This window comes from Chlorobiota bacterium (genome assembly GCA_016710285.1).
In the GTDB taxonomy this organism is placed as follows: domain Bacteria; phylum Bacteroidota; class Ignavibacteria; order OLB7; family OLB7; genus OLB7.
In genome coordinates, this window is sequence record JADJXR010000001.1 from 1,354,826 (window position 1) to 1,381,091 (window position 26,266).

At 57.4% G+C, this 26,266-nt stretch carries 21 protein-coding genes and 1 pseudogene; 15 read left to right on the forward strand and 7 right to left on the reverse strand.

Annotated elements, in window-relative coordinates:
• The first annotated feature begins 150 nt into the window (after positions 1–150).
• The 4 genes from sucB (at position 151) to IPM61_04730 (ending at position 4,267) form a co-directional block, all read left to right on the forward strand.
• Entirely contained in the window at positions 151–1,914 is a 1,764-nt protein-coding gene (gene sucB, locus IPM61_04715) for a 2-oxoglutarate dehydrogenase, E2 component, dihydrolipoamide succinyltransferase (protein MBK8910613.1), read from the forward strand.
• 122 nt (positions 1,915–2,036) lie between these two features.
• Positions 2,037–2,921 (forward strand): lipoyl synthase, encoded by an 885-nt coding sequence (gene lipA / locus IPM61_04720; protein MBK8910614.1) that lies wholly within the window; start codon positions 2,037–2,039, stop codon positions 2,919–2,921.
• Positions 2,902–3,054 (forward strand): hypothetical protein, encoded by a 153-nt coding sequence (locus IPM61_04725; protein ID MBK8910615.1) that lies wholly within the window; start codon positions 2,902–2,904, stop codon positions 3,052–3,054. The genes lipA and IPM61_04725 overlap by 20 nt, the downstream gene beginning before the upstream one ends.
• A gap of 175 nt (positions 3,055–3,229) precedes the next feature.
• The gene (locus IPM61_04730) at positions 3,230–4,267 is read left to right on the forward strand and encodes a Cathepsin L (protein ID MBK8910616.1); all 1,038 of its coding nucleotides are present in this window, start codon (positions 3,230–3,232) and stop codon (positions 4,265–4,267) included.
• A gap of 161 nt (positions 4,268–4,428) precedes the next feature.
• Here the strand turns inward: IPM61_04730 and IPM61_04735 are convergent, their stop codons facing one another.
• Both IPM61_04735 and IPM61_04740 read right to left on the reverse strand, forming a co-directional pair.
• A complete protein-coding gene (locus tag IPM61_04735) occupies positions 4,429–4,899 on the reverse strand; it encodes an EVE domain-containing protein (GenBank protein MBK8910617.1) in 471 nt (156 codons plus the stop codon).
• 37 nt (positions 4,900–4,936) lie between these two features.
• Entirely contained in the window at positions 4,937–5,245 is a 309-nt protein-coding gene (locus IPM61_04740; protein MBK8910618.1) for a DUF3817 domain-containing protein, read from the reverse strand.
• A 215-nt stretch (positions 5,246–5,460) separates the two neighbouring features.
• Here IPM61_04740 and IPM61_04745 point away from each other — a divergent pair, with 215 nt between their 5' ends.
• From IPM61_04745 to IPM61_04765, 5 genes are all read left to right on the forward strand, one after another.
• Complete coding sequence (locus tag IPM61_04745; protein MBK8910619.1) at positions 5,461–6,672, forward strand: MFS transporter; 1,212 nt, start codon at positions 5,461–5,463, stop codon at positions 6,670–6,672.
• Between the two features lie 222 nt (positions 6,673–6,894).
• Positions 6,895–8,697 carry a T9SS type A sorting domain-containing protein gene (locus IPM61_04750; GenBank protein ID MBK8910620.1) on the forward strand — a complete coding sequence of 601 codons (1,803 nt, stop codon included), beginning with the start codon at positions 6,895–6,897 and terminating at the stop codon, positions 8,695–8,697.
• Between the two features lie 712 nt (positions 8,698–9,409).
• Complete coding sequence (locus IPM61_04755) at positions 9,410–12,145, forward strand: choice-of-anchor D domain-containing protein (protein ID MBK8910621.1); 2,736 nt, start codon at positions 9,410–9,412, stop codon at positions 12,143–12,145.
• Between the two features lie 63 nt (positions 12,146–12,208).
• Positions 12,209–13,009 carry an outer membrane beta-barrel protein gene (locus IPM61_04760; GenBank protein ID MBK8910622.1) on the forward strand — a complete coding sequence of 267 codons (801 nt, stop codon included), beginning with the start codon at positions 12,209–12,211 and terminating at the stop codon, positions 13,007–13,009.
• A 109-nt stretch (positions 13,010–13,118) separates the two neighbouring features.
• Positions 13,119–14,987: a PD40 domain-containing protein gene (locus IPM61_04765; GenBank protein ID MBK8910623.1), complete on the forward strand. Its 1,869-nt coding sequence runs from the start codon at positions 13,119–13,121 to the stop codon at positions 14,985–14,987.
• Positions 14,988–15,056: 69 nt separating this feature from the next.
• Here IPM61_04765 and IPM61_04770 read toward each other — a convergent pair whose 3' ends face one another.
• Together IPM61_04770 and ade are read right to left on the reverse strand one after the other, a co-directional pair.
• Positions 15,057–16,115, reverse strand: a complete 1,059-nt coding sequence (locus tag IPM61_04770; protein ID MBK8910624.1) for a DNA cytosine methyltransferase — start codon at positions 16,113–16,115, stop codon at positions 15,057–15,059.
• Positions 16,116–16,235: 120 nt separating this feature from the next.
• Positions 16,236–17,899 (reverse strand): annotated as a pseudogene (gene ade, locus IPM61_04775) (adenine deaminase).
• A 102-nt stretch (positions 17,900–18,001) separates the two neighbouring features.
• Between ade and IPM61_04780 the strand changes: the two are divergent.
• Both IPM61_04780 and mazG read left to right on the forward strand, forming a co-directional pair.
• Positions 18,002–18,745 (forward strand): DUF4159 domain-containing protein, encoded by a 744-nt coding sequence (locus IPM61_04780; protein MBK8910625.1) that lies wholly within the window; start codon positions 18,002–18,004, stop codon positions 18,743–18,745.
• 27 nt (positions 18,746–18,772) lie between these two features.
• Positions 18,773–19,555, forward strand: coding sequence for a nucleoside triphosphate pyrophosphohydrolase (gene mazG / locus IPM61_04785; protein ID MBK8910626.1), 783 nt, complete (start codon positions 18,773–18,775; stop codon positions 19,553–19,555).
• A gap of 65 nt (positions 19,556–19,620) precedes the next feature.
• Here the strand turns inward: mazG and IPM61_04790 are convergent, their stop codons facing one another.
• The 3 genes from IPM61_04790 to IPM61_04800 form a co-directional block, all read right to left on the reverse strand.
• Positions 19,621–20,193 carry a 2TM domain-containing protein gene (locus IPM61_04790; protein MBK8910627.1) on the reverse strand — a complete coding sequence of 191 codons (573 nt, stop codon included), beginning with the start codon at positions 20,191–20,193 and terminating at the stop codon, positions 19,621–19,623.
• Positions 20,194–20,330: 137 nt separating this feature from the next.
• Positions 20,331–21,029: an MgtC/SapB family protein gene (locus IPM61_04795; GenBank protein ID MBK8910628.1), complete on the reverse strand. Its 699-nt coding sequence runs from the start codon at positions 21,027–21,029 to the stop codon at positions 20,331–20,333.
• A 72-nt stretch (positions 21,030–21,101) separates the two neighbouring features.
• Entirely contained in the window at positions 21,102–21,989 is an 888-nt protein-coding gene (locus tag IPM61_04800) for a DNA adenine methylase (GenBank protein ID MBK8910629.1), read from the reverse strand.
• Between the two features lie 145 nt (positions 21,990–22,134).
• Here IPM61_04800 and IPM61_04805 point away from each other — a divergent pair, with 145 nt between their 5' ends.
• From IPM61_04805 to IPM61_04820, 4 genes are all read left to right on the forward strand, one after another.
• On the forward strand, positions 22,135–22,395 hold the full coding sequence (locus IPM61_04805; protein MBK8910630.1) for a helix-turn-helix transcriptional regulator: 261 nt from the start codon (positions 22,135–22,137) through the stop codon (positions 22,393–22,395).
• 254 nt (positions 22,396–22,649) lie between these two features.
• Complete coding sequence (locus IPM61_04810; protein ID MBK8910631.1) at positions 22,650–23,243, forward strand: hypothetical protein; 594 nt, start codon at positions 22,650–22,652, stop codon at positions 23,241–23,243.
• 163 nt (positions 23,244–23,406) lie between these two features.
• Entirely contained in the window at positions 23,407–24,828 is a 1,422-nt protein-coding gene (locus IPM61_04815) for an insulinase family protein (GenBank protein ID MBK8910632.1), read from the forward strand.
• Positions 24,828–26,264 carry an insulinase family protein gene (locus IPM61_04820; protein ID MBK8910633.1) on the forward strand — a complete coding sequence of 479 codons (1,437 nt, stop codon included), beginning with the start codon at positions 24,828–24,830 and terminating at the stop codon, positions 26,262–26,264. Before IPM61_04815 ends, IPM61_04820 begins: the two co-directional genes overlap by 1 nt.
• Positions 26,265–26,266: the final 2 nt, after the last annotated feature.

Genomic DNA, 26,266 nt, shown 5'->3' on the forward strand with positions numbered 1-26,266 from the left:
CCCCCCGCTGATACCGTGACGAAGCGTGGCGAAGATTGAACACAACCCCCATGTTTCAGTAACTTGCTTCCGCCAAGCCGCTGAAGCGGCAAGAACCTTTCAGAACAACAGCACACGCAGATACAGAACTTTCAGGGAGACCACAGAGCAATGGCAACAGACATTCTGATGCCCAAGATGGGCGAATCGGTGCAGGAAGGGACCATTCTTCGCTGGACCAAACAGGTGGGCGACACAATCGAGCGCGATGAAGTAATCGCCGAAATCTCCACCGACAAGGTTGATACCGAAATCCCTTCACCAGCCGCCGGTGTGCTGCTGGAGATTGTTGCCCCGGAAGGGGAAACCGTTGCCGTTGGGAATGTGATCGCCCGAATCGGTGCCGAGGGTGAGGTTGGTGCAGCCGCACCAGCACCAGCCGCCGAACCACCAGCCGCCGCGCCAGCACCGGCTCCAGTAGCCGAGCCGCCAGCTGCCGCGCCAGCGCCAGCCGCTGCGCCAGCACCTTCCGCCGCGCCAGCAGCGGGGGGCGCACGCGAGGCGATCTTGATGCCAAAGATGGGGGAATCGGTTCAGGAAGGAACGATCCTTCGCTGGACCAAGCAGGTGGGCGACGCGATTGAGCGCGATGAAGTAATCGCCGAAATCTCCACCGACAAAGTAGATACCGAAATCCCCTCACCAGTGGCCGGCACTTTGGTTGAGATTTCCGCGCAAGAAGGGGAAACCATCGGCGTGGGGAATGTGATTGCCTACATCGCCACCGGCGCAGCCGCCGCTGCAACGCCAGCACCGGATCCTGCACCAGCCCCGGCAGCCGCACCGGCCCCGGCTCCAGCAATCGCAGCCGCACCAGTTTCCACCAACGGAAGTGCCGCACCGGCTCCGGTTGCAGCAGCAGCAGTTGCCGAAGCGATTCCTGCCGGGCCGATTCCACGGAGCGTTGGCGGACGATTCTACTCACCATTGGTCCGCTCCATTGCCGAGGCCGAAGGGGTGGGGGTGAACGAACTGAACGCCCTGAACGGTAGCGGAGTTGGCGGACGGGTGACGAAGAACGATCTGATGGGATACCTGCAGAACCGCACAGCCGCGCCAGCAGTTGCACCGGCCCCAGCAGCAATGCCAGCCCCTGCACCTGCAGCCGCACCGAAGCCAGCCGCCCCAGCAGTGATACCATCCACGGGAACAAAGGAGTACGGCCCGGATACCGAGGTTGTCCCGATGGACCGGATGCGCCAGCTTATCGCCGAGCACATGGTCCGGAGCAAGCACACCTCGCCACACGTCACAGAAGTTGGCGAAGCCGATGTCACTGGGTTGGTCCGGCTGCGTGAAGGGCGGAAGGAAGGATTCCTGAAACAAGAAGGTGTGGGCCTTACCTACACGCCGTTCTTTATCGCCGCAGTGGCCCGCGCCCTGCGCGAGAACCCGTGGGTGAATTCCTCGGTTGACGGAACCAACATCATCGTGAAGAAGCGGGTGAACGTTGGCATGGCAACCGCACTGCCGGATGGGAACCTGATTGTTCCAGTTATCAAAGATGCCGACCGTTTGAACATCACCGGATTGGCCCACGCCGTCAATGACCTTGCGGTCCGCGCCCGCAGCAAGCAACTTTCCCCCGACGACATCGCCGGCGGGACCTTCACGCTTACCAATTACGGCGTGTTTGGGCTGCTGCATGGTGCGCCAATTATCAGCCAACCACAAGTGGCGATTCTTGGGACCGGGGCAATCCAAAAACGCCCAGTGGTTCGCCAGATCGAGGGCCAGGACCTGATTGTTATCCGCTCGATGGTCTATCTCTCCCTCTCGCACGACCACCGGGTGATTGACGGCCTTCTTGGCGGCAAATTCCTCTCCGATGTCATTCGCCATCTGGAGAGTTTCAACGAGGCAACCGCGCTGTAAGCCGCACGCTGTAAGCCGCACGGTAAAAACCACACGGTGAAAGCCGCGTTGCCAAGCTATTCGCGAATGGTGGGCGCAGGTGTTCGGCCTGCGCCGCAACTTTCTATCCTTTATCCTTCATCATGGATATTTCTCTTCCAGTAATTCAGCCATCGGAACAGGCCGTGCCGGTTGAGCGGCGGCCTGACTGGCTGAAAGTGCGTATCCCAACCGGGGAAACCGTTGCATGGTTGCGGGAGATGATGCGCACAAAAAAACTCCATACCGTTTGCGAGGAAGCACGCTGCCCAAACATGGCCGAATGCTGGTCCGCAGGGACCGCAACGTTTATGATTCTTGGCGACACCTGCACCCGAAGCTGCGGCTTCTGCGCGGTGAAAACCGGACGCCCCGGAACGGTGGACCTTGACGAACCGATGCACGTGGCCGAAGCAGTGATGCAAATGGGGGTGAAGCACGCCGTGATAACATCCGTCAACCGCGACGAACTTCCCGACGGCGGGTCCGGCATCTTTGCCGAAACCATCCGCCAGGTCCGCCAAGCAAATCCCGACGTTCGTGTGGAGGTGCTGATTCCTGACTTCAAAGGGAATGCGGAATCGTTGCAGCGGATCATTGACGCCCGCCCCGACATCCTGAACCACAACACCGAAACGGTCCCATCGCTCTACCGCAAGGTCCGCCCGCAAGGGAAATACCAGTGGACGTTGGACCTTCTGCAAGAAGCCAAACGGCAGGGGATGAAAACCAAAACCGGAATCATGCTGGGGCTTGGCGAGCAGCGCGATGAGCTTCTGCAAACCATGCGGGATCTTGCCGAACGGAACGTTGACATCCTGACGCTTGGACAGTATCTGCAGCCCACAAAAAAGCATCTTCCGGTGGAGCGGTTTGTCACCCCTGAGGAGTTCGATGAGCTTCGGATTATGGGGCTGAACATGGGGTTCCGGTATGTTGAGTCGGGGCCGCTGGTCCGGTCCAGCTACCATGCCGAACGGCATATCTAACCCGAGCGTTCCAGCCAAACACAACGGCGGCCAGCAGCGACAGACGCTGCTGGCCGCCAACGTTTTCCACCCGCTGATTTCCCCATTCCCCACCGCCGCCGGCTGCCGTTCCCCTTTCCTGTTCCGCCGCTAACTCAGCCGTTCCCGCCGTTCCCTTTCTTCGCTCAATTCTCCAGAAACCGATGCCAGATAATTGCCACCAAGCCGGCCATCAGCAGCGCACGATGCACAGAACACAATGCACACACATCGCCAATGGCTGCATGAACAGACAAGACACACACGTAACAATCAGGAGAAGAGAGATTATGAAAACTGGAACAACGATCGCCCGCACCGCCGTGCTGTTCGGCATGGGATTCATTGCTTGGGGAACCGCCATTGCCCAGCCAACCATTGACTACAACGCCCGCGAGCTGAAGGCCCCGCCAGCAATCAAACAATCGCTGGAGAAATTGCGGGGGGAGATCAAGCAGAACAAATACTCCTTCACGGTTGGCTACACCGAGGCAATGGACCGCCCACTGAAAAGCCTTACCGGAGCGTTGTTCGAGCAAGACCCGGCGGTAATCCGCCAGCAGAACGAGGAAGGGAAACGGAAAGATGAGCAGGAGCCGGAATCAACACGCCGGCGCGGCGCGGCTTCCTCCTCGTCGTCGTCCGACAACCAAGGCCCCAACTCCTCCAAATTCAGCTGGAAGGATAAGGGGAAAGTGACCTCGGTTCGGGATCAAGAAGATTGCGGAAGCTGCTGGGCATTTGCCGCAGCGGCAGCGTACGAAAGCAGCTACCTTATCCGCAACGATAAAACCATCAACCTTTCGGAACAGCAGTTGGTAAGCTGTGGCGAGAACGGCAGCGGGAAAGATGCCGGAAGCTGCGATGGCGGCTACGCCTCGCGCGCCATTGACTACCTGGAAGAACATGGCTGTGGTGACGAAACCAGCTTCCCCTACACCGCCGAGAACACCTCCTGCGGCAGCCACGGAAGCACTACCACCTACAAAGCCTCAAGCTGGGGATACGTTGGAACCAGCTGGACCGTGCCAACCAAGGAGGATATGAAGGAAGCACTGTGCAAGTATGGCCCGCTGGCCGTTGGGGTTTATGCCGGGGATAAATTCCAAGCCTACACCGGAGGGGTATTCGATGCCATCACCATCGGGATCCCGAACCATGTGGTGACAATCGTTGGATGGGACGACAGCAAGGGGAGCAAAGGCTGCTGGCTGGTGAAAAATTCCTGGGGAACGGGATGGGGGGAGAATGGCTACATCTGGATCCCCTACGGCCACACCAGCTTGATCGGCATCGGCGCAATGTGGCTGAAGGCGAAGTCGGAGTAATCCAGCAGCACCGCCGTGAGTTTTGTGGAAGCAATCCTCCACAAAAAAACGCCGCCCGATGCCGTACGTCAGCACCGGGCGGCGTTGCTCTCTGCGGTTGCGGAACTCAAGATTCCGGAACTCAAGATTGCGCCCAATCCCTCCGCTTCTTCTCACCCACCTCAGTCTCTCATCCCGGTCACAATCTCCCATTCTTGAGCCGTCACCGGTTGGACCGATAGCCGCGAGCCGCGCTGGGTCAGCACCATCGCTTCCAGCCCCGGGGTTGCTTTAATTTCAGCAAGGGTGATCGGTTGGCCGAACTTCCTGACGAAGCGCACATCCACCATCATCCAGATTGGGTTGTCGGGGGTGTGTTTCGGGTCAAAATGGTCGTCGTCGGGGTCCAGCGCGGTGAAGTCGGGATAGGCCCGGCGGCAGACCTCGGCAAGGCCCACAACGCACGGCGGTTCGGCGCTGCTGTGGTAGAACAAAACTCCATCGCCAAGCTCCATCTGGTCGCGCATGAAGTTGCGGGCTTGATAATTGCGCACCCCGGACCAGAAGGTCTGGCCGTCGCGCTGAAGGTCGTCAATGGAGTAGCAATCGGGTTCCGATTTTAGGAGCCAGAATTTCCGTGAGGATGCGGGCATGGTTTGCGATTCAGGTAATGGATGTCTGTTCTGGGGGCTACGCTTCGGATTCCTGTGGCAGCTCCATCCAACGGTCAAGCAGCACCATTCCAAACGGGATGAACGCCGTCAGCACGGCGCGGAACAGCCAGCGCATCGGTTTGCCAAGCTGCGTCGTCGCCTGCACCGCGCTGATGCAAAACAGAACGAACAGCACACCGTGGATCATCCCCGCAACCTGCACCCACGCTGGCTGCTGGGCGAAGTACTTCATCGGCATGGCAACCAGAAGCAGGAACAGGTAGGAAAGGCCTTCGACCCAAGCAAGCAGTCGGAACTGTTGCAGGCGATTGTTGAGTACGCTCATAGGTGTGATTGATCGCGTGTGATTGACCGAGTGTGATAGATGCCGGAACCCGCCACGGTTGCCGCTGCGCAATGCCCCCTGCGCTTGCATCTTTTGTTCTTCCCGTGGCGCGGCAAAAATATTGCCGAGGTGCTTCAAGAAAGAGTTTGGTATTGTTGCGGCGGGCGTGGCTCCTGCGGCCCGCCATTCATCTTTGTCAGCACGGAAGTTCATCTATGCTTACGCGATTTCCACGCGCCATTATCGTTCTTGGCCTTGTCTCGTTGTTCATGGATATGTCCAGCGAAATGCTCTATCCAGTGGGGCCAATGTACTTAACCACTATTGTGGGCGCTTCCATGGTGTGGTTGGGGGTGATTGAAGGAATTGCCGAAGCAGTGGCGGGCATAGGGAAGGGGTATTTTGGGATGCTAAGCGATGCCGCAGGGAAGCGCCGCCCGTTTGTGACGTTCGGCTATGCGATTTCGGCAGTAAGCAAGCCGCTTCCCGCGTTGCTGGCCAACGTTGGCGGGGTGCTTGGCGCGCGCGTGATGGACCGGATTGGCAAAGGTATCCGCACCGCACCGCGCGACGCACTGCTGGCCGGATACACCACCCCCGAGCATCGGGGCGCGGCCTTCGGGCTGCATCGCGGGATGGACACTGCGGGCGCGGCGATTGGCCCGGTGATTGCGCTGCTCTACCTGTGGCAGCATCCCGGCGATTACGCCACGCTGTTTTTGCTGGCAACCCTTCCCGCAATTCTTGCCGCACTGCTAACGCTGGCCATTAAGGAACCCACCTTTGCGGCCACCAAGCCGCAGCCACCACTTCGGCAGTTGCTTCTTTTTTGGGCCAAAGCTCCGTTGCAATACCGCAAACTGCTGCGGGTACTTACGGCGTTCGCATTGGTGAACGCAAGCGATGTGTTTCTTATCATGCGTGCCCGGGAAGTGGGGTTCAGCGACGTGGCTGCCATTGCTGGATATATCGGCTACAATCTGGTGTTCGCATTGGCCGCATACCCCGCGGGGCGACTTTCCGACAGGATAGGGCGGCGGCTGACGATAGGGGTGGGATTGTTGCTGTTTGCCCTGGTCTATGGTGGCTTTGCAATCGCCACGGATCACACGATGCTGTGGGCACTGTTTGGCCTGTACGGCCTGTACGCCGCCTTGACCGAAGGGGTCAGCAAAGCCTGGGTTAGCGACCTTGTGCCGAACGAAAATCGGGGCCTTGCTCTGGGCCTGCAAACAATGTGTGCCAGCCTTGCCGCGCTGGTGGCAAGCTCATGGACCGGAGCCGCCTGGGGTATCGGGAGCGGAGGCGGCACGGTTCCGTTCATTATTTCTGGAGTGGTGGCGGCGGGCCTAAGCCTGCTTCTTGTGTTCCTGCCATCGCCGGCCCATCGGCCTCCCTCTCACTCCCTGAAACATCCTTCGCCGTGACCTTCCGATGCCTGGGCTGCATCGTTATGGTATGGCGGAAGGGGCCGCAGCGGTTACACATGTTGTTGCGGGACAGGGAACAACATCCGCCACCGCCGCCGCGTCGTTGGCTGACGCTATGGTTGGGATCGTTTTCAACGGAGGGTTTCCCCCCTCCCTTTTGCAAGCGGCCCTTTGCTCCTTCCGTCGGATTAACTGCACATTCACGTTCTCACAGTCTCCATGCTTCATTACCGTCGCGGCGTTCTGCTTTTTGCTGCCTTTGCCATCGCCATGTTTGTTGTTGCCACGGCCACGCTGCGGGCGCAATCGGTGGGCGATAGCGATCCCACCGATGCTCCATCCACACGCCACCTGTGCGGAACCGATTTGCTGGAAGGGGTGGATTTCAACCAAGCACTTGCCCGCACCGCGCAGCTTCGTCCGGCGGAGTACGCGCGGATTATGTCCGGAGCCAAAAACAGCGCACGGCTGTTGGGAGCCAACTTGGTGGATGTTCCGATTGGAACCAGAAAAGATTTCATCACCTATGATTATGTGGAGGCTTCCTTCACCACGATCCAGAGCGTTCTGACCTACAAGGGGAAGTACTTCCGGTTGTGGGTGGACCTGAAGGACACCGCACGGATTACGCAAGCAATCACTCTTGAAATGGCGGAGGCACTGGACTCCATCACCGGGCCATCATCGCGCAATCCCGCAAAAGGGATGCTGGAGAACGACCAGGAGGTGTTCGGCATTCCACCGGTCAACCGCTACTCCAACGATTACGTCACCGACTTCCTGTTCTACGACGTGAAGGATGGGTTTTCTGGTAATGGCGCGGTGCTTGGATTCTTCTCCCCGAATGACCAATCCGACCCCTCGGTGGTTCCCTTCTCCAACGGCCTGAACCTGCTGTACATTGATTCCAACGAGGGGCTGCAAGGGGGAACCGACGGACTGCTGGGAACCATTGCCCACGAGTATCAGCACCTGATCCACTACGCCCGCAAGCGGAACAGCATCACCTTTCTGAACGAAGGGTGCAGCGAGGTTGCCAGCATCCTGAACGGCTACTCAAGCCGCCGCGATGCCAGCTACTTGAACAACACCAACGTCCCGATGTTCCGCTGGACCCGAAACACCAGCCAAGCCGCAAACCTGCTGGCCGACTACACCCGCGCCATGACGTGGGTGCATTATCTATCGGAGCAGTTCGGGGAGCGGTTCCTGTACGAGTTTGCCGGCGCAAGCCGCGACAGCATGGCCCGCGTGGACGAAGCCTTGCAAAAGATTGGCCGGACCGATATCACGTGGCAATCCATCCTCAAAAATTTCTCCGCCGCACTCTATGTTCAGTCCAGCACTGCCGAACCGCAATACCGGTTCAAGTTCCGCTTGGTTGGCAGCAACTCCACACGCGCAAAAGCCACCACGTGGACCGGCAGCAACGTCCCCGACACCAATATCTCGGTAAAATTGGAGCCATTCGGTATCAGCTACTACACCTTCACCAAGCCGGGCGGGGTCGTCAAGCTGACGTTTAGCAACGGGGCAAACATTGCGGTGATGGCAATCGCTTATACCAACGGAAGCAACACACCAAGCGAGATTCGGGAGGTCAACCCGGCATTGCCGATTGTGTTTGGCGACACCGCCACCTACGAGCGAATCACCTTTGCCGTGCTGAACATGACCGCACGCCAGCAAACCCCGGTGTGGAGCGTTGCCGTTGAAGAACCACCATCAGGAGTCGCGACCGAGCCGGAGAGTGGAACCGGGTTCGGCATCGCCACGGTGTTCCCCCATCCATTATTTGGAACCGGAACGGTGCAGTTCCGCACCACCGGAACGGAGCCGGTGACGATGGAGTTGTTCGACCTGCAAGGGAAGCGGATCCAACAGGTGCTGGGAAATACGCAGCTTCCAAGCAGCCTCCACCAAGCCACAATCCAGACAACGGGGCTTGCCGCCGGAACCTACCTGCTGCGGCTGCGCCAGGGTGGACGCACCTCCGTTCGGCAAATCATTGTGGGGGATTAACGCGCCTTCCCCTGCGCGATTCCCTTCGCCCTTTCTCTTTCCGCCAACATTCACCAAGCCCCCGGCCTACATCAGGCTGAGGGCTTGGTGGTTTATGCCAGGAGCAACGGCCACAGAGGGTAGCCGCCCCGATGAATCGGGATTGATAAAAGGTCTTTAGCCTTCGGCGTCATCTTCCCTCCCCCTGCCCAGTGGGGGAGGGTTCGGTGGGGGTGATACCACACACGCTGGAACCTCCCAACCCGCCACCGCAGCAGCCCCCTCCCCGCCTCCCCCAATTCTGGGGGAGGAGCCGGCAGAAATGGCGTGGATTTCGGAGAGAAAGGAATTTTTCTAGAACCTATTTCCCCCCAGCATTGGGGGGACGCTTCGTCGCTTGCGGCGAAGCAGGGGGGCGCGGCGGTATCTGAGTGAAGCCGCCCGTTCCCACCCAACCTCACCCCCCACCCCGTGACCTCCATCTACAGTAAAGTCTCCGTACTTGAGGGAAAGGAAAAGAGAGGTGGGAACCTCCATCCACCGCTAACTTCTTCGCTAACTTCTTGCAAGGTTCGGTGTTCCATTCCAGCAATTTTTTTGGGATGCCAGCTTTGCATATTGAGAACCGCACCGAAGTGGTGTATCTTCGCCTTTCCGCTCCCTCTCTCAGCATTTTCCTGTAGGCATTCTTTTCCCAGTCATCGTGTACGCCATACCCTGCGCTAACGGAATTATGAAACGTCTGTACGCCTTCTTCCTTCTCCTGCTTCTGCTTGCCGTTCAGCAGCAGAGCAGTGCGCAGGGAAAGATATTGCTGCTGTTTCCGGAAACCCCCTGCGACTCCATTTCTTGCCTTGCCTTCCCAATTATCAACCCCGACACAACGGCACGGCAAGTAACCCAAGTCTGGATAACCGACAGCACCAGCTTCAGCACCCCCTACGCTGTTAGCACCGACACGATTGGGCGCGGCGATACCCTCCGCTTTCCCATCTGCTTTCACCCAACGATGCGGGGGGCGATTAGCGATTCCCTGTACATCGTTGTGGCGCACGCAACCGGGGCCGACACGCTGAAAATTCGCTTGGCCGGCGACGGTATCGCCCCAGCGTTGGAGCTTATTCCATCGGTGATAAACTTCCCCCGGACAGCATCGGGGGGCGCGTCGAACCGCACCATCTTCATTAAAAACAGCGGCGAGCGCCCAATCACGTTTGCCGCCGGGGCGTTGTCGTTTCCGGCTCCGTTCCGCCTTGTCACCCCGCTGCCAATCACCATCCCCGCTGGCGATTCGGTGCAGATTACCATCGCTTTTGAACCGAAGCAGAGCGGTGTCTATTCCGAGTCGGTCCTGATCCCCTCGGGGTGCGGCATCCAGATTCAGTTTGGGATGAACGGCAGCACCAATATTATCGGGACCGGGGCGGTGCTGCGGCCAAGCAAATCGGGGTTGAACGAAGCGAATCTGGAGAGCGTCCCCTGCGGCGGGTTGCGCTGCGTGAACCTGACGCTAAGCAACGTCGGGAACGCACCGCTGAACATGGAGCAGCTCCGCTGGGTGCTGGGGAACGCTGGCTATTTCATTGACACAACCGTCACCCCAATCACCCTGCCGTTCCTGATTCCCGAAAATGGTCAGCGGATCGTGAAGGTCTGCGTGGAAGCCAACACCACCGGAACCATACGCGACACGCTGCTGATGCAAAGCAACACCCGCACCTCCATCGCCTTCGGCCTTGTGATTGATGTAAGCCGCAGCATGGAGGACCCAATGCGATGCGGCAGCACCACCACAAAACGGGTGGAGCAAGCGCGGCTGCAGGCCATGAACTTCCTTTCCAACACCCTCCTCTATCTTCCTGGTTTGGGGATTCAGGATCAGATAGCGATCAGCCGATACAGCGGGACCGATGCTTTCCCATTTATTGACCACTTCTTCTCGCTCCGCAACGTCACCGACGCGGTCCGCACCGCAGCGGTGAACGCCGTCAGCACAACGATTCTGAACACCATCAGCGGAACGCAAACCGGGCGCGCAGTGATGCGAATGCTCGACACCCTGGCCAAAAGCCCCTTGCCGAACAAGGTCCTTGTGCTGTTGACCGACGGGCAAGCGGATGCCGCCGACCGCGCGAACTTCTCCGTCCCCTCCATCGTTTCCGCTGCCAATGCTGCTGGGGTTCAGGTCTTCACCATCGGCATCGGCATTGCGGCGTTTCCCCGCCCGCAGGATCGGGCTGATTTCCGCAAGTATCTGGGGGACATGGCGCAGCAAACCGGGGGGGAAACGTTCGAGGCCGAGGACTGCGACAGCCTACAGTTTGCTTTTGAAAAGATCACCGATATCGTCAGCCGGGGGAACCAGGTTCGCGAACCGTTCGCAATCCGCATCACCTCACCCCGGGTGGAGGCGGACCGCGATCTGGTGTTCGACTCCACCTACGTCTATGCCGAAGGAACCGCCGACACGATATGCCAAACCATCACCCTAACGAACGTTGGGGAAGGGGAAGCATTGGTGGACAGCATCGAGTTCACCGATATGCTTGGCAATCCCACCAATGAATTTTTCTTAAAGCCGAACAGCACTTTCCCGGTGCAGGTTCGCCAGAACCGCCAGGTGGATGTTGAGATATGCTTCACTCCAAAAGCACTTCGCGGACGTGGCGGGAAGGTCCGGTTTGGCTACAACAACTGCGGCGGCCAGCCAATTTTCCGGGCACTTGCGGGAACCGGATACGGGCGGGCAAACCTGCGCATCACCGACGAACGCATCGGCGCGATTGACCAACAGGTGACGCTTCCAATTTATGGCGACACCGCCTTGCAGTTTTATCAAGTGAGAACCATCACCTACTCACTCCGCTGGAACCGAACAATGCTGGACCTTGTTGGGGTCCGCCCGGGGATGTCGGCCGGGGCTGCCACGGTGGCAATCACCCAGCCGGTTACGTACCAGGGGAGCTACGCCACCGTTGGGATCACCGTCACCGGCAGCGCGTTACCAACCGCTGGCGAGCTTGCGCTGCTTGATTTCAACATCCTTCGCGGCGACACACTTGCCACGCTTGTTGAGCTTACCGCCGGCCAGTTCGACGACGGCAACCCGAAGATGCTTCTGAAAAATGCCGGCACCGTGATTCTGGACAGCACCTGTTTCCGCTCCTTCAAGCCGGTGCAGGCTGGGGGGGGCGTTACGAAAATCAGCGTTGGCCAGCCATTGCCGAACCCAGCGGTGGACGATGCCATCACCTTGCCGGTGGAGTCCTCCGCCGCATCGGCACTGTTTGTTGAAATATTCAACACCGGCGGGGCAACGGTGGGGCCAACCACGCGCCACACGCTCCCCGCAGGAAACAGCACGCTTACCCTGGACGTTCGCCAGCTTCCCCCGGGAAGCTACTACCTAACCACACGCACGCCAGCCGGGGAGATCGCCATGCGGAAGTTTGTGGTGGGCCGAAACTGAGATGGGCAATATTGACAACATTGAACTGAAGTGACCAACAACTGATTCCCGACAACCGATCCCATGCCGTACTTTGCTCAATCCATTTGCCGTTGTGTTGCCACGTTGTTGCTGGCGTTGGTTCTGGCCGTTGCTGCCCAGGCGCAAGGGGGGCGGCGCACCGACATCCTGCTCTATCAGCGTCCCATCCTTCCCCTTTTTGTTGGAATTGAAGGGGGCTACGGCCAATGGACCAACGAAGCATCGTTCACCGTTACCGACTCCAAACTCCCCTGCGCGCTCTTCACCGATGGCGAAGGCACCGGGCCGGTGGGTGGGGTGAAAGGGATGCTCTATTTCAACCGCTGGTTCTTTTTTTCGCCACGGATTCGGTACGAAACCCGCTCCGGCACATTCCTTACGCCGCTTCCCGACGAGCCAGTGCGCGACGAAGCGAACGCCATTGTTCAGCTTTCGCAGGAAGCACAGGTGGATGCCACCATGGCAACCTTCACGTTCGACCCATTGGTTGGGATCGAGATAGCCCGCACGGGGCTGTATCTGTGCGGCGGGCCATCGGCCAGCCTGCTGCTGGATGGTTCCTACGACTACACCGAGCGGATAAAAAGCCCCTCCCGATTCACCTACGTTGCCACCGGAACCACCGAGCAAGGATTGGTGGATGGCGCGTCGTTCCAGCAGTACCAGCAGTTCGCGTTCGACCTTCGCGGCGGGGCCGGCTTCATCCTTCGGATTGGGAAATTTGGATTGAACCCAGAGGTCTTCTACAGCTTCCCCCTAACCTCGGCCCTTGCCAGCCCCGATAAGCTGAAGCAAACCGGCATTGTGGGGACCTTCAGCATCCTGTACAATTTGGGGGAGTAGAGGGCGCGCCGGGTGAACGCCCGCAGCCTTCGCCCAGAGCCATTCGTGAAGAAGAAAAACTTGCGGCAACCGACAAACCGATTCCCGACAACCGATTCCTAACATCTCCATGCGTCGTTCCTCCTTTCTGTTCCTCCCTCTCTTCTCCATGCCCCTGTGGTTCCTTCTTTTTTCCGCAACGTACGCCCAGCCGGACACCGCCAACTTCCGCATCCGCAACGCATCGGTGCTGAACTCGGACGAGGATGATTACGCGCCGTTTGTCACCCCAAACGGGCGGTGGCTCTACTTCACCACTTCGCGCACCGGCAAAGCAAAACTCTACCGAAGCAAGTGGGAAATGGGGGAATGGGGCGTGCCAGAACCAGTCCCCAGCGAAGGGGTCAACACCGATGTTGACGATGGCGTGCTGAGCGTACCGCTTCCGGCACTAACGCAGCTGTACCAGTTGGATGATGAGGCGATGAGCCAACTGAACGTCCCAACAATCGGAATCATGGCAAGCGGGAAGCGCGACAAGCCGGACGATGCGGACCTGATTGACTCCGACATCTATCTGTTCGACATCTCGCACGATGGCCTGGCAATCAGCAACGTCCGCCCGATCCCTGCGGTGAATACGCGGCGGTGGGAGTCGCAGCCAACGATTGCGCCGGATGGCAGCTTCATCATCTTCAGCGGCGACACCAGCAACGGCGATGACCACAAGGACCTGTACATCAGCGAACGCCGCAGCGACGGCAGCTTTGGCCCGCCACGCAACATGGGACCGCAGGTCAACAGCCAGGACCGCGAAGTCTCGCCGTTCCTTGCTCCCGACGGAAGGACGCTTTTCTTTGCCAGCGACCGCAGCGGCGGCTTCGGCGGTGCCGATTTCTACGTCACCCAACGGAATGCACGGGGGGAATGGAGCACGCCGGAAAACTTAGGATCGCTGATTAACACCTCCGCCAACGAACTCTTCTTTTACGGAGCCAGCCGCGCCTACTGCCTGTTCGTCAGCGACCGCGACGGCGGCCACGGGGGCTTTGATTTATATGAAGCCGCGCCAAATATTTTTGCCCCCGGCTACACCATGGTTCAGCTAACCATCATGGACACCGTGGCCAACCGCACAGTGAGCGGAAACGTGAAGGTGACGGAAGCACGGTTAGGCAAACAGATAGCCAGCGACCGCGCCGAAGGTGAGCGCGGCATCAGGAAAGAATTGCCCTCGGGGATTGGCTACCGCTTTGAAGTAACCGCCGACGGCTACCCGGGAACGCGCCGTGCGGAGATCCCAATGCTGCCGGCGGATACCACAATCAACCTTACGGTGAACGTTGGGAAGCCTGCGCCACCCCCCCCCCCACCGCCGCCGCAAATTGTCTTCAATATCGAAGGGGTCAACGTGCCGTTGTTCGTCAGCGGATACTACCGGATGAACACGATAGAGGTGCTGGACGATTTACGCCAACGCCAACGCGACGGCGATCTGAAAGGGCTAACCTACATTGCCGATGTGGCAGCGGATCAAGCGGCCTACAACCAATACAAGAAAATGTCAGAACGGGTGGAGGGAATTTTGGGGGATTTTGTGAACCGCTGCACCAGCGAATATTTTCCGACATTCTTGAAAGTGAAAAAGCCGGAAGAAATTCTGGAGATCACCGTGCATGGATATGCGGACCCGCGGCCAATTTTGGGGAATTACATGGAGGCTCCCGTCACCTTCCTGAACCCCGATGGCACGCAAGAGATGACCATTGCAACCGGCGAGGCACTGGACAACGTGAAGCTGGCGGGATTGCGCGCTTACTACGCCGTCAGCTACCTTGATGGTGAGTTCCGCAAACGTGGCGGCGATTATTCCAGAATGATGGAACAGGGCTTGCTCCGTTGGCGCGCAGTAAGCGGCAGCGTGGACGAAACCAGTGGCAACGACCTCTCCGAAAAACGCCGCATCAGAGTTGATTTCCAGAGGGTTCAGGGGAAGTGAGTGGGGCGTTCCAAAATTTCGTCATCTGATTTTTTTTCGGCATAAAATTGCACGCCGTACTCACGATGATTATTTCTCATAAAAAGCGTTGAGAAATTTAATTATCGAGTACCCGATTTCTCTTCCCAAATTCACGGGTACGGCATTGCCAATTTGTTTGTACTGCTGCGCCATTGAACCTGCGAATTCCCAATCATCGGGGAATGTTTGGATGCGTGCGTATTCGCGCACGGTAAATGGGCGAGTTTCGTCTGGGTGGCAACGCTCTGTTTGTTTTTGTGCGGGGCTGCACGTAAGCGTTAAGCATGGTTCATCCCAGCCGATTCTTCGCGCCATTCCGGTTTTACCACCGCCCAAATAAAAACTCTTCCCCATAAATTTTTTCTGAATATCCACCGGCAAATCGCGCCAATACCCCTTTTGTGGAACCAAATCCAACACCACTTTCTTGCTTTCTGGATAGGCAGCTCCTCGCGAATCAGGGACATCACAATTGAACAACGCTCCTTTTTTTAAGGCATCGCGCAGCGTGTAGGTTGTTCTGTATGGCTTCGGGTACTCATACGTAATTGGAATATCTTTTCGGACTCCTACCACTATCAGCCTATCTCTTTTTTGTGGGACTTTATATTGGACGGCGTTTAGGACCTGCACCGGAACCACGCGATAACCGATTTCATCCAAAATTGAGATCATCCCTTGCAGAGTTCGGCCATTATCATGGCTTACTAAGCCCCGCACATTTTCGCCCACACACATAAGCGGATTGACCGCACGAACCACCTGGGCAAATTCATAAAACAGCGTGCCACGTGCATCCGCAAGCCCTAATTTTTTTCCTGCATAGCTAAATGCTTGGCAGGGAAATCCCCCAGTAACCACATCCACAGCATTGTGATATTGGGAGAAATCGAAATTGCGGATATCCCCCTCCAAAACATTCCAATGTGGGCGATTTTTACGCAGCGTCTGGCAAGCGGATTTATCAATCTCGTTCAGCGCAACACACCGCAGTCCGGCTTTCTCCAACCCCACCGCCAACCCGCCTGCGCCGGCAAATAATTCCACCACCAAGTACTCACGATTGGCCTCAACAGCGTTTTGTTGTTCCTCAATCTGATCGCTCATAGAATTCTCCAGCTATGGTTTCTATTTGCTTTGGCTTACTGACTCCGCTCACTGTGGCCGAAGGCTAAAGACTTTTTATCAATCCCGACTGAGTTGGGGCGGCTACCAGATCACTGTTTTTCATCCCCCCTGCAACGGAATCATCTCGAATTTTTCGCCATCGAACAGGCCTACATCGCTCAGTTTTATTTTGGGAATTACCAGCAGAGCCATGAACGAAAGGGTCATAAATGGCGAGCCGAGCGTGGTCCCCAGCTGGCGGGTTTGCTCCACCAAGTTGGTATAACGCTCGGCCACGCTCCAGCCGTCGTCGGTTGACATCAGACCGGCCACTGGGAGGGGCAGGATCATCGAACTTTTGCTGGACGCAACGGCAAGCCCCCCCTGCTGCTCCATCACCATGTTGACCGCTTGCGCTATTTCTTCATCGCTGGTGCCAACCGCCAGCACGTTGTGCGAGTCGTGCGCTACGGACCCGGCAATTGCCCCTTCCCGCAGCCCAAAATTCTTGATGAACCCCACCGACACCGGGGCCGAGCGATAGCGATTCACCACCGCAATCTTCAACAGGTCCCGCTCCACATCGGCCACAATCAGTCCGTTGTGTACTGTTGGTTCGGCGGCCAAGCGGTTGGTGATAAGCTGGCCATCCACGGCCTCGATCACGGTAATCGCCCCGCCACGGTTCGGCACCGCAAAGTCGGAGGGTGAAACTGGCGCGGCCACGAAGTTGTTGACCGCCACTACCGGAACCGACGGGATGCGGGTCCCCCCCGATTCGGCCACCAGCTGGCCATTAATCCAGGTCCGAAGCACCGTGAAATCGTTGAGGTTGGCAACTTCAATGCAGTCGGCCCAATCGCCTGGCTGCAGCAGCCCAACATCCAAGCCGTAGTGGCGCACCGGGTTCAGCGTGGCGCAGCGGAGAACGCTCATTGGGTTGTAGCCCAACGCCACGGCGCGGCGAACGTGGTTGTTGATGTGGCCAAGCAGCAAGTCGTCGGGGTGTTTGTCGTCGCTGCAAAACATGCAGCGGTCGGCATGGCGGGCAAGCAGCGGGTGAAGCGCGGCAAAGTTTTTTGCTGCCGAGCCTTCCCGGATCAGAATCTTCATCCCTAACTCTATTTTTTCCTCCGCCTCGTCAAGCTGGAAGCACTCGTGGTCCGTGCTGATTCCGGCGGCAACGTAGGCGCGAAGTGCTTGGCCGCGAACGCCCGGCGCATGGCCATCCACCGGCTTCCCCCGCTTGTGGGCCTCGGCAATTTTGGCCAGCACCTCGGCATCGGAATGGATCACCCCGGGGTAGTTCATCATCTCGCTGAGGTAGCGGATTTCTTCCTTCTGCAGCAGCCCCGCCGTTTCTTCCACGCCGATGGTGCCCCGGCGGACTCGAACGCCGTTGCCGGAACGCAGGAGGGCGCGCCAAAATTGAATTTGAACGGGACCTGCTTCCCGTTCTCGATCATATACTCCACCCCGGGCACGCCAAGCACGTTGGCGATTTCGTGCGGGTCGCTGACGGTGGCAACGGTCCCGTGAACAACCGCCATCCGCGCAAACTCGGACGGGACCAGCATCGAGCTTTCGATATGGACGTGCGCATCAACAAAGCCGGGCATCAGGTAGGTGTGATACTCCCCTTCGGTTCGCGTAACCGAGGCAATGCGCCCGTGGCGAACCACGACGGTTCCGGGAAATATCTCCCCCGACACTACGTCGCAGATGTTGGCCGAAATGGTGAACGATTCGGTAAACGATTCGGTGGAGGATGCTTGGTTTGGCATGGTGTGTGGAAGAATGATGCGTGGAAGAATGGTGCGTTGGAGCGTTGGTCGTAAAAATACACTTGCTTGGTGTGCCTTGCTATTGTTAGAATGGAAGCAACAATGAAAAAAGCATTTCTGATATCGGCCACCGCCGCGGTGCTGTTTGTGGTGGGGGTTCTGGCCGCCGCCGCGCCCGCAACCGCGCAGCCGCCCCGCATAGACTTTGAGGGGAAGCGGGCCAAACCGGCGGACGCGCCCCCCGACGGCAGCGCGTTCGTGCTGGCGCGGGTGAAATACGCGGGGGGAGGGGATTGGTACAACGATCAATCGGCGGAGGTGAACCTGCTAGAGTTCGTGGGCCAGCACACGGGGATGAACGTCCGCTCCACGTTTGAGTATGTGGAGCTTTCCAGCGATAAAATTTTCAACTATCCCCTGCTGTTTCTTACTGGCCACGGAAACATTGCTTTTACCGATGGCGAAGCCAAGCGGCTGCGGGCCTACTTGGACAACGGTGGATTCCTGTACATTGACGACGATTACGGGCTTGACACTGCGGTCCGCCGCGAGATGCGAAAGGTTTTTCCCGATCAAGAGTTTCAGGAGCTTCCTTTCAGCCACGGCATTTACAGCTGTTTCTACAAGTTCCCGAACGGGCTTCCAAAAATTCACGAGCATGACGGGCGGCCACCGCAGGGGTTCGGGCTGTTCACCCAGGACCGCCGCTTGGCCGTTTTCTACACCTACCAAACCAATCCATCCGATGGCTGGGCCGACCCCGCAGCCCACGACGACCCACCAGCAAAGCGGGAAGCCGCGCTTCAGATTGGCACCAACATTGTGGTGTGGGCCTTAACGAATTAAGAAGTATCATCAACGCAGGGCCAACCAATGATTCCTCCAACCGAAACCTTTGCCGATTTCCTTGCCATTGTCCGCCGGCTTCGCCGCGATTGCCCGTGGGACCGCGAGCAAACCCACGCATCCATTGCTCCGCTGCTGATTGAAGAAGCCTACGAGGTCAAGGAATCGGTGGAGGACAAGAACGATGAAGAATTGAAGAAGGAATTAGGGGACATCCTGCTGCACGCCGTGATGCACTCGGTGATTGCCGAGGAACGGGGCGCGTTCAATTTCGATGATGTGGTCCGGACCATCTCCCGCAAGCTGGTCCACCGTCACCCTCATGTGTATGGCGACGTGCAAGCCAACAATGCCGAAGAAGTCCGCGAGAACTGGGAGCAGTTAAAGATGAAAGAAGGGAGGCGTTCGCTGTTCGAGAATATGCCGAAGGCGTTGCCCGCGCTGCAACGTGCCGACCGCGTTCAGGAGAAAGCATCGAAGGTTGGGTTCGATTGGGAGGAGCCGGAGGATGTTTGGGGGAAGGTGCGTGAGGAGATGGAAGAGTTGCACGCCGAAACCACAACCGGAGGCACACCCCAGCGGATTGAAGAGGAGTTTGGGGACCTGCTGTTTGCGCTGGTGAACTACGGGCGGTTTATCGGCGTTGCGCCGGAGGAAGCATTGCACCGCACCACCAACAAATTTATCCGCCGGTTTCAACACATCGAGGCGCGGCTGATGGAGCAGGGGAAAACCTTCAACGATGTTGGCCTTGCCGAAATGGATGGATATTGGAATGAGGCAAAGATGAACACCGAAGGTCCCGGATAAGCCGAAAAAAACAGAAGAGCTTCACCACACGGCGAAGCTCTTCTGGCATGTACGCTGCTCGGTTGTTAGCCAATCTCCAACCGCTTGTTCCCTTTCTGAATCACCAGCTTATTCCCCTTTGTTTCGATGGTGAACTTCTGGCGGCGTTGGCGTTCTTGCAGCAATTGTTGGCGTTGGCGGTTTTCTTTTGCTATCACTTTCCGCGCCCCTTTTTCAATCTCCTTGTCGTTTGGCCAGAAGGTGTTCGCGGTGTCGAACGCCAAGCCGATGCCCCATCCCAGAATTGGCCAGATTGCCCAGAAACCTCCACCGGTCATAATGTTGATAACAATCAGAACCGTGTTGATAATCAGGTAGGAGCGCAGGTGTTCGAAGTAGTTCCGTTTTTGCTGAGCCAGCCATGTTCGTTTGGCATTTTCGGTTGTTCCAACCTCCGATTGCTCCATGATTGCCAGTTCAAGCTGGGCGGGGTCAATGCCAAGTTCGCGGGCGGTTGCAATAAGGTCATCGTGGCTGATGCCGCCAGCTGCGTTCCCTTGCTGGCGGTGAAGCGCGCGCTGTAGGATTGCCTCCACTTCTTCTTGCGAGTAGCGGCGTGGTTCGTCTAGATTATCGGCGTTGGAACTGTACTGAATCATGGTCGTTCTGCTGGGCAGTCATCTGCGTAGATTATTTCCATCAATCGTGGGTGCGGTGCTTGACGTGTGAACTGGGACGGATGTTGCAGCCGCAAAATACAAGGCATCATCGCCAACGCAAAGGGGTTTTCTGGGCCTTAGCGTTCAAGGGGGTGATGCTCGATAAGATGAACCCCATCAAGATCGTAGAGGGCTTTCAGCAGCTGGCGGCGTTCGGCTTTTGCGCCAAAGAAATGGAACGTTAGGGTATCGGGCGCGTTCGGTTGGCTCCCTTTTTCCATGGAGTAATTACCCAGATGATCCTCGAACATATCCAGCAGTGCCAGCACCCGTTCGTGGGTTTGCGGGATGGGGTCAATGAAGAAGCGATAGACGCGGGAAAGGCGGCGGTGGATCTTAAGCTCCAGCCGATGCAGCGCAAGGATCATCACCACAACTGCACCGCTTACCACGCACGCGCTCAGCAAATAACCGTAGCCGATCATCATGCCAATCGAGGCCATCAGCCAGATAATGGCGGCGGTGGTCATCCCTTTCACGATGTTCCCTTTCTCGTGCAGGATTGCCCCGGCCCCCAGGAATCCAATGCCGGAGACGATTTGCGCAGCAATGCGTGTGGGGTCCGAGGCCGCGTTCCCTTTGGCCATTTCCACGCTCATCACCGTAAAGATCATCGCGCCAACGCAGACGATGATGCTGGTGCGCAGCCCGGCAGGTTTCCCGGTGGTCTCCCGTTCCATTCCGATTGCCCCGCCACAAAGCACGGCCACCAGAAACTTCAGCGCAAAGCCGGGCGCCAGCCGGAGCAATTGGTCAATGCTTTCAAACGTGTCCATGAAGCGCGAAACTATGCGCGGCGGCGGGATGGAGCAAGCAAGGAGTGTCAAAACTGGGGGGGGGGAGGATCATCAATAGGTGAGCAACAGCCTATCGCGAACAACTTCCTGCTCCAGGGTTTCCCCAGCCATTTGAAATCGCCGAAGCATAGACCGTCCGCAGTTGACCAATGCTTCTTGCTCAAACAAGCCATCAGGAAGGGGGACATCGCACAACAAGCCGCCCGAACGCTTCGTTCCGTCAATACTGAGGACCACAAAAACGCCGCGCCGTTTGCATGATTCAATCGCCGTAATCAGCCGTGCCAAATCAAATTGTTGGGCACCATAGAGGATGCTTTGGGAATGGGAGTATGGGGGGTCGCAATAGATCAGATCGCCGAACTTTGCCGAACTCATCACTTCCTCAAAATCTGCGTGAACGAACTCCGTATGCTGCGTTCGGCGATGCCACAGATCAACACGAGCAGCAAATGACGTTGGTGAAATAGGGGCATGAACACCGCAGGGGGTGCTTATGTAGCCATCGTGTTGGCGGAAACGGATCACCCCTCCATAGCAGGTTCGTGATAAAAACAGCAAATCGGCACCGTTCGGCAAGGCATTGTACGCCGCTTTTATTTTTTCAAATACTGTGGACTTATCCCCTTTGCTCATCTGAAGCCAACGCTCCTGATACCATCGTTTTAAGGTTTCCGGCGATGATGATAGGGTTTGCCATATCTCAATTAATGGCTTCAAAGTATCGGAGCCAATGGCCGAAGTGGGGGCCAACGTACCCAACACTCCTCCGCTGCCTAAAAATGGTTCCATATAACGCCCAAAACGGGGTGGGAAGTAGCCGATAATTTCATGGGCAAATCGTTGCTTATTCCCAATCCATTTCAACAACTGTGTTTTAAAGGGGGCGGCCACCCCTTGCGCCATGGCTGAAGCTCCGGCCTGGGCATAAGGAAGCATAAGCTGCAGATCGGGTTCAGCAACCTTAGCGGATAGTGAGTGAGTTCTATTCATACGGCATTAAAAATATCCTTTTTTGGGATACGGGGTGATTCGGTCGCAAGTTATGGACATCGTTCGGCTTTGACACTATTGCAGCAGCGCAATGCCTAAAAGCATCCATCGGGAAGAGCATCAAATTTTGATTCGATTACTGCGCGAAGCACGCCGTGACGCTGGCCTACGCCAATCGGAAATGGCGGAGCGGTTGGGGCAGCCTCAGTCGTTTGTTAGCAAGTACGAGTCTGGCGAGCGTCGCTTAGATATCATCGAGCTACGGAACATCTGCCATGCCATTGGCCTAACATTGCCTTCGGTTGTTGCCATGCTGGAAGCCGAGCTGAACACCATAGAAAACCGCCCATGATTGCAAGCCCGCAGTTTACAGCACTACCCAAATCGTTCTGGGCATGTGTTCGGTACATCAGCCAAAAAGGGGGATATACCGATCGTGCTACGGGAGAGGTAAAGGCCTACGACCTTGAGTCTATTCGCAACCTTCTTCAACCGTTCGAAATCCCCCCAGAGCACTTGGCATCTCACCAGCCAATGGATGTTCTGCTGCAGGCGTATTTCCGCTATCGTGCTGCTGCCTTAAACGATCGCATTCGTTGGTTGCTGATGGATAGAGCCGAGGCGCAACAACTATTCCAAAAACTACAGGAAGAATTGCAGCCACAATGTCCAATCCCCCACAACAAGCAGAAGGGGGAAAAAGCGGGACCCGCCTACCTAACCGGCATTGTGAATATGCTGATAGAAGCGAACCTGAAAAACCTACCGGTTGATTACAACCCCCTGCAACTCCCTACAATAGCAGCGGGCAAGGCTTTGCAACGCACCTTGTCACGCCGTTATGATGGCTGCTTCCCAAGCGTCAACAACCCGATTGCGCTGTGGGAGATAAAAGAATACTACCACACCACAACATTCGGAAGCCGCGTTGCCGATGGCATTTATGAGACGCTGTTAGACGGAATGGAGCTGGAAGAAGCGCGACGCAGCAAGCAACGGAATATCCAGCACCTGCTGATTGTTGACTCGCATTTCACATGGTGGGTCTGTGGACGATCCTACCTTTGCCGGCTGGTGGATATGCTCAACATGGGGTACGTTGACGAGGTTTTATTTGGCAAAGAAGTGCTGGACCGCCTCCCGATTATCGCTGAAGCATGGACGCAGGCCTACCGGCAGCAATATCCCCTCCAAGAGTGACCTGTTACCCCTGCCCGCATCTGCGTCCTGTTGTTGCTATTAGTGGTTTGGTGGCGGATTCCGGTATCCTCGTGTACTTTTCCACTTTCTGCCAGAACCGATTCCACTATATTATCCGCGTTGATCCGCGGGGTCATCGGTAACTCACTTTTCCTGAATCATCATGGTGCATCTTCGCTGCGTCCCGGCTGCCCGCCGGAACGTGCTGCGGCAGGGTTTGGCTGGGCTGTTCCTGCTTGCGGCGTTCTTCCCCACACTCTACGCCCAAACCTCCGGTGCCGGAATCACTGCCCCGGAAAAAGCCTACTCCCGCTTCGTGCTGGATAATGGGTTGGAAGTGGTGGTGGTTCCTAACCATCTGGTCCCAATCGCTACGCTAGAGCTTGCCACGCGCAACGGCTCCTTCACCGAAGGACCGGAGTATGCGGGGTTGTCGCACTTGTACGAGCATATGTTCTTCAAGGCCAACAACAAGTATCCAAGTGGCGAGGCGTTCAGCGCGGTGCTTAGCGCGAACGGCATCATCTTCAACGCCACCACCCGCGAGGAAGTGGTGTACTACTACTTCACCCTCCCGATTGAAAACCTTGAAAAAGGGATGGAGATCATGTCCGGCGCGGCGCAGCTTCCGGCATTCGACGTTGCCGAGCTGGAGCGGGAGCGCGAGGTGGTGATTGGCGAGTTCGACCGCCACGAATCCAACCCCTTCTTTGCCTTCAACCGCGCAATGGACCAAGCCTTGTGGGGCGATGTCGTCACCCGCAAGCAGCCGATTGGCCAACGCCCGGTGATTAAAACCGCCACCCCAGAAAAAATGCGGTTCATCCAGAAGAAATACTACATCCCCAACAACTGCGCGCTGATTGTTGCCGGCGATGTTGATTCGGCCAGCGTCCATCAGCTTGCCGAGAAGTACTTCAGCGATTGGAAGGAAGGGGAAAACCCGTTCCAGAAGGACCCGCCGCCAATGGCCAAACCGCTCACCGAAAAAAAATTGGTGACAGTCCCCGCCCCGGTGGATGTTGCACAAGTGGAGTACCGTTTCCACGGCCCCTCCATCGGCATTGATAACGCAGCTACCTACGCCGCCGATGTCTTCCTGTTTATCCTTCGCCAACCGCAATCGCGCTTCCAACGGAAGCTGGTGGAAAGTGGGATTTCCCAGGGGGCAGGAATGGGATATTACACCCAACGCTACGTTGGCCCGATTCAGGTGGAAGCCGTCTGCGCGCCGGAGAATATCAAGAAGCTGCAGGAAGCATTGTGGGAAGAAATCCAGGCCTTCGACTCCCCCGATTACTTCACCGATGAGGAACTGGAAACCGCAAAAGCAATCCTGCACGTGGACCACCTGTACGACAGCGAGGAGACCACCGATTGGACCCACACGCTTTCGTTTTGGTGGAGCACCACAGGGCTGGATTACTTCCGTGGCTACCTTGATAACCTTTCCAAAGTGACCCGCAAGGATATCCAGAACTACATCCGCACATACGTCAAAGGGAAGAACTACATCCTGGGAATCGCCAGCAACCAGCAAGCCCTGAACAACCTTAACCTCAACAAGTCGGAGGTGTTGAAATAATGATTCGCAATCACGCATCAATCGCCCGCATTTCCGGCTGCCGTTGGCTTCTCATCCCGATGCTTGCGGCGTTGCTGGCCCCCATTGGCTGCGCTTCCTCAAAGAAGCAGCCGCAGGTGATCTACTACCGCGGCGCGCCAAGCAACGTGAAGGAATTCACCGTGGATGGGCTTCGGGTTATCCTTCGCCAAACGGACCCGGGGTCCCAAGTGGTCAGCGCAAAACTTTTTATTGATGGCGGGCTTGCGGCAATCCCGCAAGGGGTCTCGCCAGCGGTGCAGCAGCTTGCGCTTCAGCTTCCCCCGCTTAGCGGCCCCGGAGGGATGACCAAAGAGGAATACCGCCGCGTTCTCGACCGCCTAAACAGCGGAATCGTCCCCGGCGACGACCGCGACTACTCGGTGATGACCCTCCGTTGCGTGCTGGAGAATTTCGACAAATCATGGGACCTGTTCACCGGCGTTATCATGCGCCCGAAGATTGACCCCGTGGAATTCCAGAACGCCAAGGAACGATTGATGATTGGCCTTCGCAACCGCTTCAACAGCCCCGAAGCCTACGCCAATTATCTGGCCGACAGCGCCTTCTACCACGGCCACCCCTACGGGCGGTTTGCGCAGGAACCGGACGTTGCGCCAATCACCGAAAAGATGCTGTTGGATTACTACAAATCCATGTTCGTGAAGTCCCGCGTCTTCCTTGTGGTGGTGGGGAATATTGATTCCGCCAGCCTGCATCATCGCGTGGCAGGCAGCTTTGGGGAACTGCCGCAAGGAACCTACATCGCACGTGCGGTCCCGCCACCGCAGAACGCCACAAAGCAGACGCTGATTGTTCGCCCACCATACGGCGGCGGGCGCGCCGTCACCAGCTACATGGTTGCGCGGTATCTGGCCCCCAACCGTGGCGACAGCCTTTACTTCCCGATGATGCGCCTTACCAGCTTCCTTGCCGGCCATATGTTCCGCGAGGTGCGGGTGCAACGGAACCTGAGCTACGCCCCCGATGCCGAGATTGAGTTCGGGCGTTCCTCCTACGGCCAGCTTACCGTCTCCACCACGCTCCCCGACTCCACATGGCGCGTGGCAAAAGGGGATGTGGTTGATCTGTTCCGCGAAATCGTCATCAGCGAGCAATCCATTCGGAACGGGTTGGTGGGGTGGCTTACCAGCAACTACATGCGCCAGCAAACCGCCGAATCGCAAGCCAACGAGATGGGGATTGCCGAGCTTTACACCGGCTCCTGGAAAAATGCTTTCCGCACGTTGGATGCAATCCGGGCAATCAAGCCGGCGCAGATGAACCTTGCCGCACGGCGATACCTGCGGAACTTCACCATTGTGATTGTTGGGAACCCATCGGAGATTGACAAGAGCAACTACCGCCAGACGGCAGAAGATGCGTCGGAGGAGATTGACCTTTCGCCCGAGGGATAGCC

What these genes read in the sequence shown, in the direction of transcription:
- sucB (MBK8910613.1), top strand. Translation starts at nt 151, where the DNA reads ATGGCAACAGACATTCTGATGCCCAAGATGGGCGAATCGGTGCAGGAA.
- lipA (MBK8910614.1), top strand. Translation starts at nt 2,037, where the DNA reads ATGGATATTTCTCTTCCAGTAATTCAGCCATCGGAACAGGCCGTGCCG.
- IPM61_04725 (MBK8910615.1), top strand. Translation starts at nt 2,902, where the DNA reads ATGCCGAACGGCATATCTAACCCGAGCGTTCCAGCCAAACACAACGGC.
- IPM61_04730 (MBK8910616.1), top strand. Translation starts at nt 3,230, where the DNA reads ATGAAAACTGGAACAACGATCGCCCGCACCGCCGTGCTGTTCGGCATG.
- IPM61_04735 (MBK8910617.1), bottom strand. Translation starts at nt 4,899, where the DNA reads ATGCCCGCATCCTCACGGAAATTCTGGCTCCTAAAATCGGAACCCGAT.
- IPM61_04740 (MBK8910618.1), bottom strand. Translation starts at nt 5,245, where the DNA reads ATGAGCGTACTCAACAATCGCCTGCAACAGTTCCGACTGCTTGCTTGG.
- IPM61_04745 (MBK8910619.1), top strand. Translation starts at nt 5,461, where the DNA reads ATGCTTACGCGATTTCCACGCGCCATTATCGTTCTTGGCCTTGTCTCG.
- IPM61_04750 (MBK8910620.1), top strand. Translation starts at nt 6,895, where the DNA reads ATGCTTCATTACCGTCGCGGCGTTCTGCTTTTTGCTGCCTTTGCCATC.
- IPM61_04755 (MBK8910621.1), top strand. Translation starts at nt 9,410, where the DNA reads ATGAAACGTCTGTACGCCTTCTTCCTTCTCCTGCTTCTGCTTGCCGTT.
- IPM61_04760 (MBK8910622.1), top strand. Translation starts at nt 12,209, where the DNA reads ATGCCGTACTTTGCTCAATCCATTTGCCGTTGTGTTGCCACGTTGTTG.
- IPM61_04765 (MBK8910623.1), top strand. Translation starts at nt 13,119, where the DNA reads ATGCGTCGTTCCTCCTTTCTGTTCCTCCCTCTCTTCTCCATGCCCCTG.
- IPM61_04770 (MBK8910624.1), bottom strand. Translation starts at nt 16,115, where the DNA reads ATGAGCGATCAGATTGAGGAACAACAAAACGCTGTTGAGGCCAATCGT.
- IPM61_04780 (MBK8910625.1), top strand. Translation starts at nt 18,002, where the DNA reads ATGAAAAAAGCATTTCTGATATCGGCCACCGCCGCGGTGCTGTTTGTG.
- mazG (MBK8910626.1), top strand. Translation starts at nt 18,773, where the DNA reads ATGATTCCTCCAACCGAAACCTTTGCCGATTTCCTTGCCATTGTCCGC.
- IPM61_04790 (MBK8910627.1), bottom strand. Translation starts at nt 20,193, where the DNA reads ATGATTCAGTACAGTTCCAACGCCGATAATCTAGACGAACCACGCCGC.
- IPM61_04795 (MBK8910628.1), bottom strand. Translation starts at nt 21,029, where the DNA reads ATGGACACGTTTGAAAGCATTGACCAATTGCTCCGGCTGGCGCCCGGC.
- IPM61_04800 (MBK8910629.1), bottom strand. Translation starts at nt 21,989, where the DNA reads ATGCTTCCTTATGCCCAGGCCGGAGCTTCAGCCATGGCGCAAGGGGTG.
- IPM61_04805 (MBK8910630.1), top strand. Translation starts at nt 22,135, where the DNA reads ATGCCTAAAAGCATCCATCGGGAAGAGCATCAAATTTTGATTCGATTA.
- IPM61_04810 (MBK8910631.1), top strand. Translation starts at nt 22,650, where the DNA reads ATGGATAGAGCCGAGGCGCAACAACTATTCCAAAAACTACAGGAAGAA.
- IPM61_04815 (MBK8910632.1), top strand. Translation starts at nt 23,407, where the DNA reads ATGGTGCATCTTCGCTGCGTCCCGGCTGCCCGCCGGAACGTGCTGCGG.
- IPM61_04820 (MBK8910633.1), top strand. Translation starts at nt 24,828, where the DNA reads ATGATTCGCAATCACGCATCAATCGCCCGCATTTCCGGCTGCCGTTGG.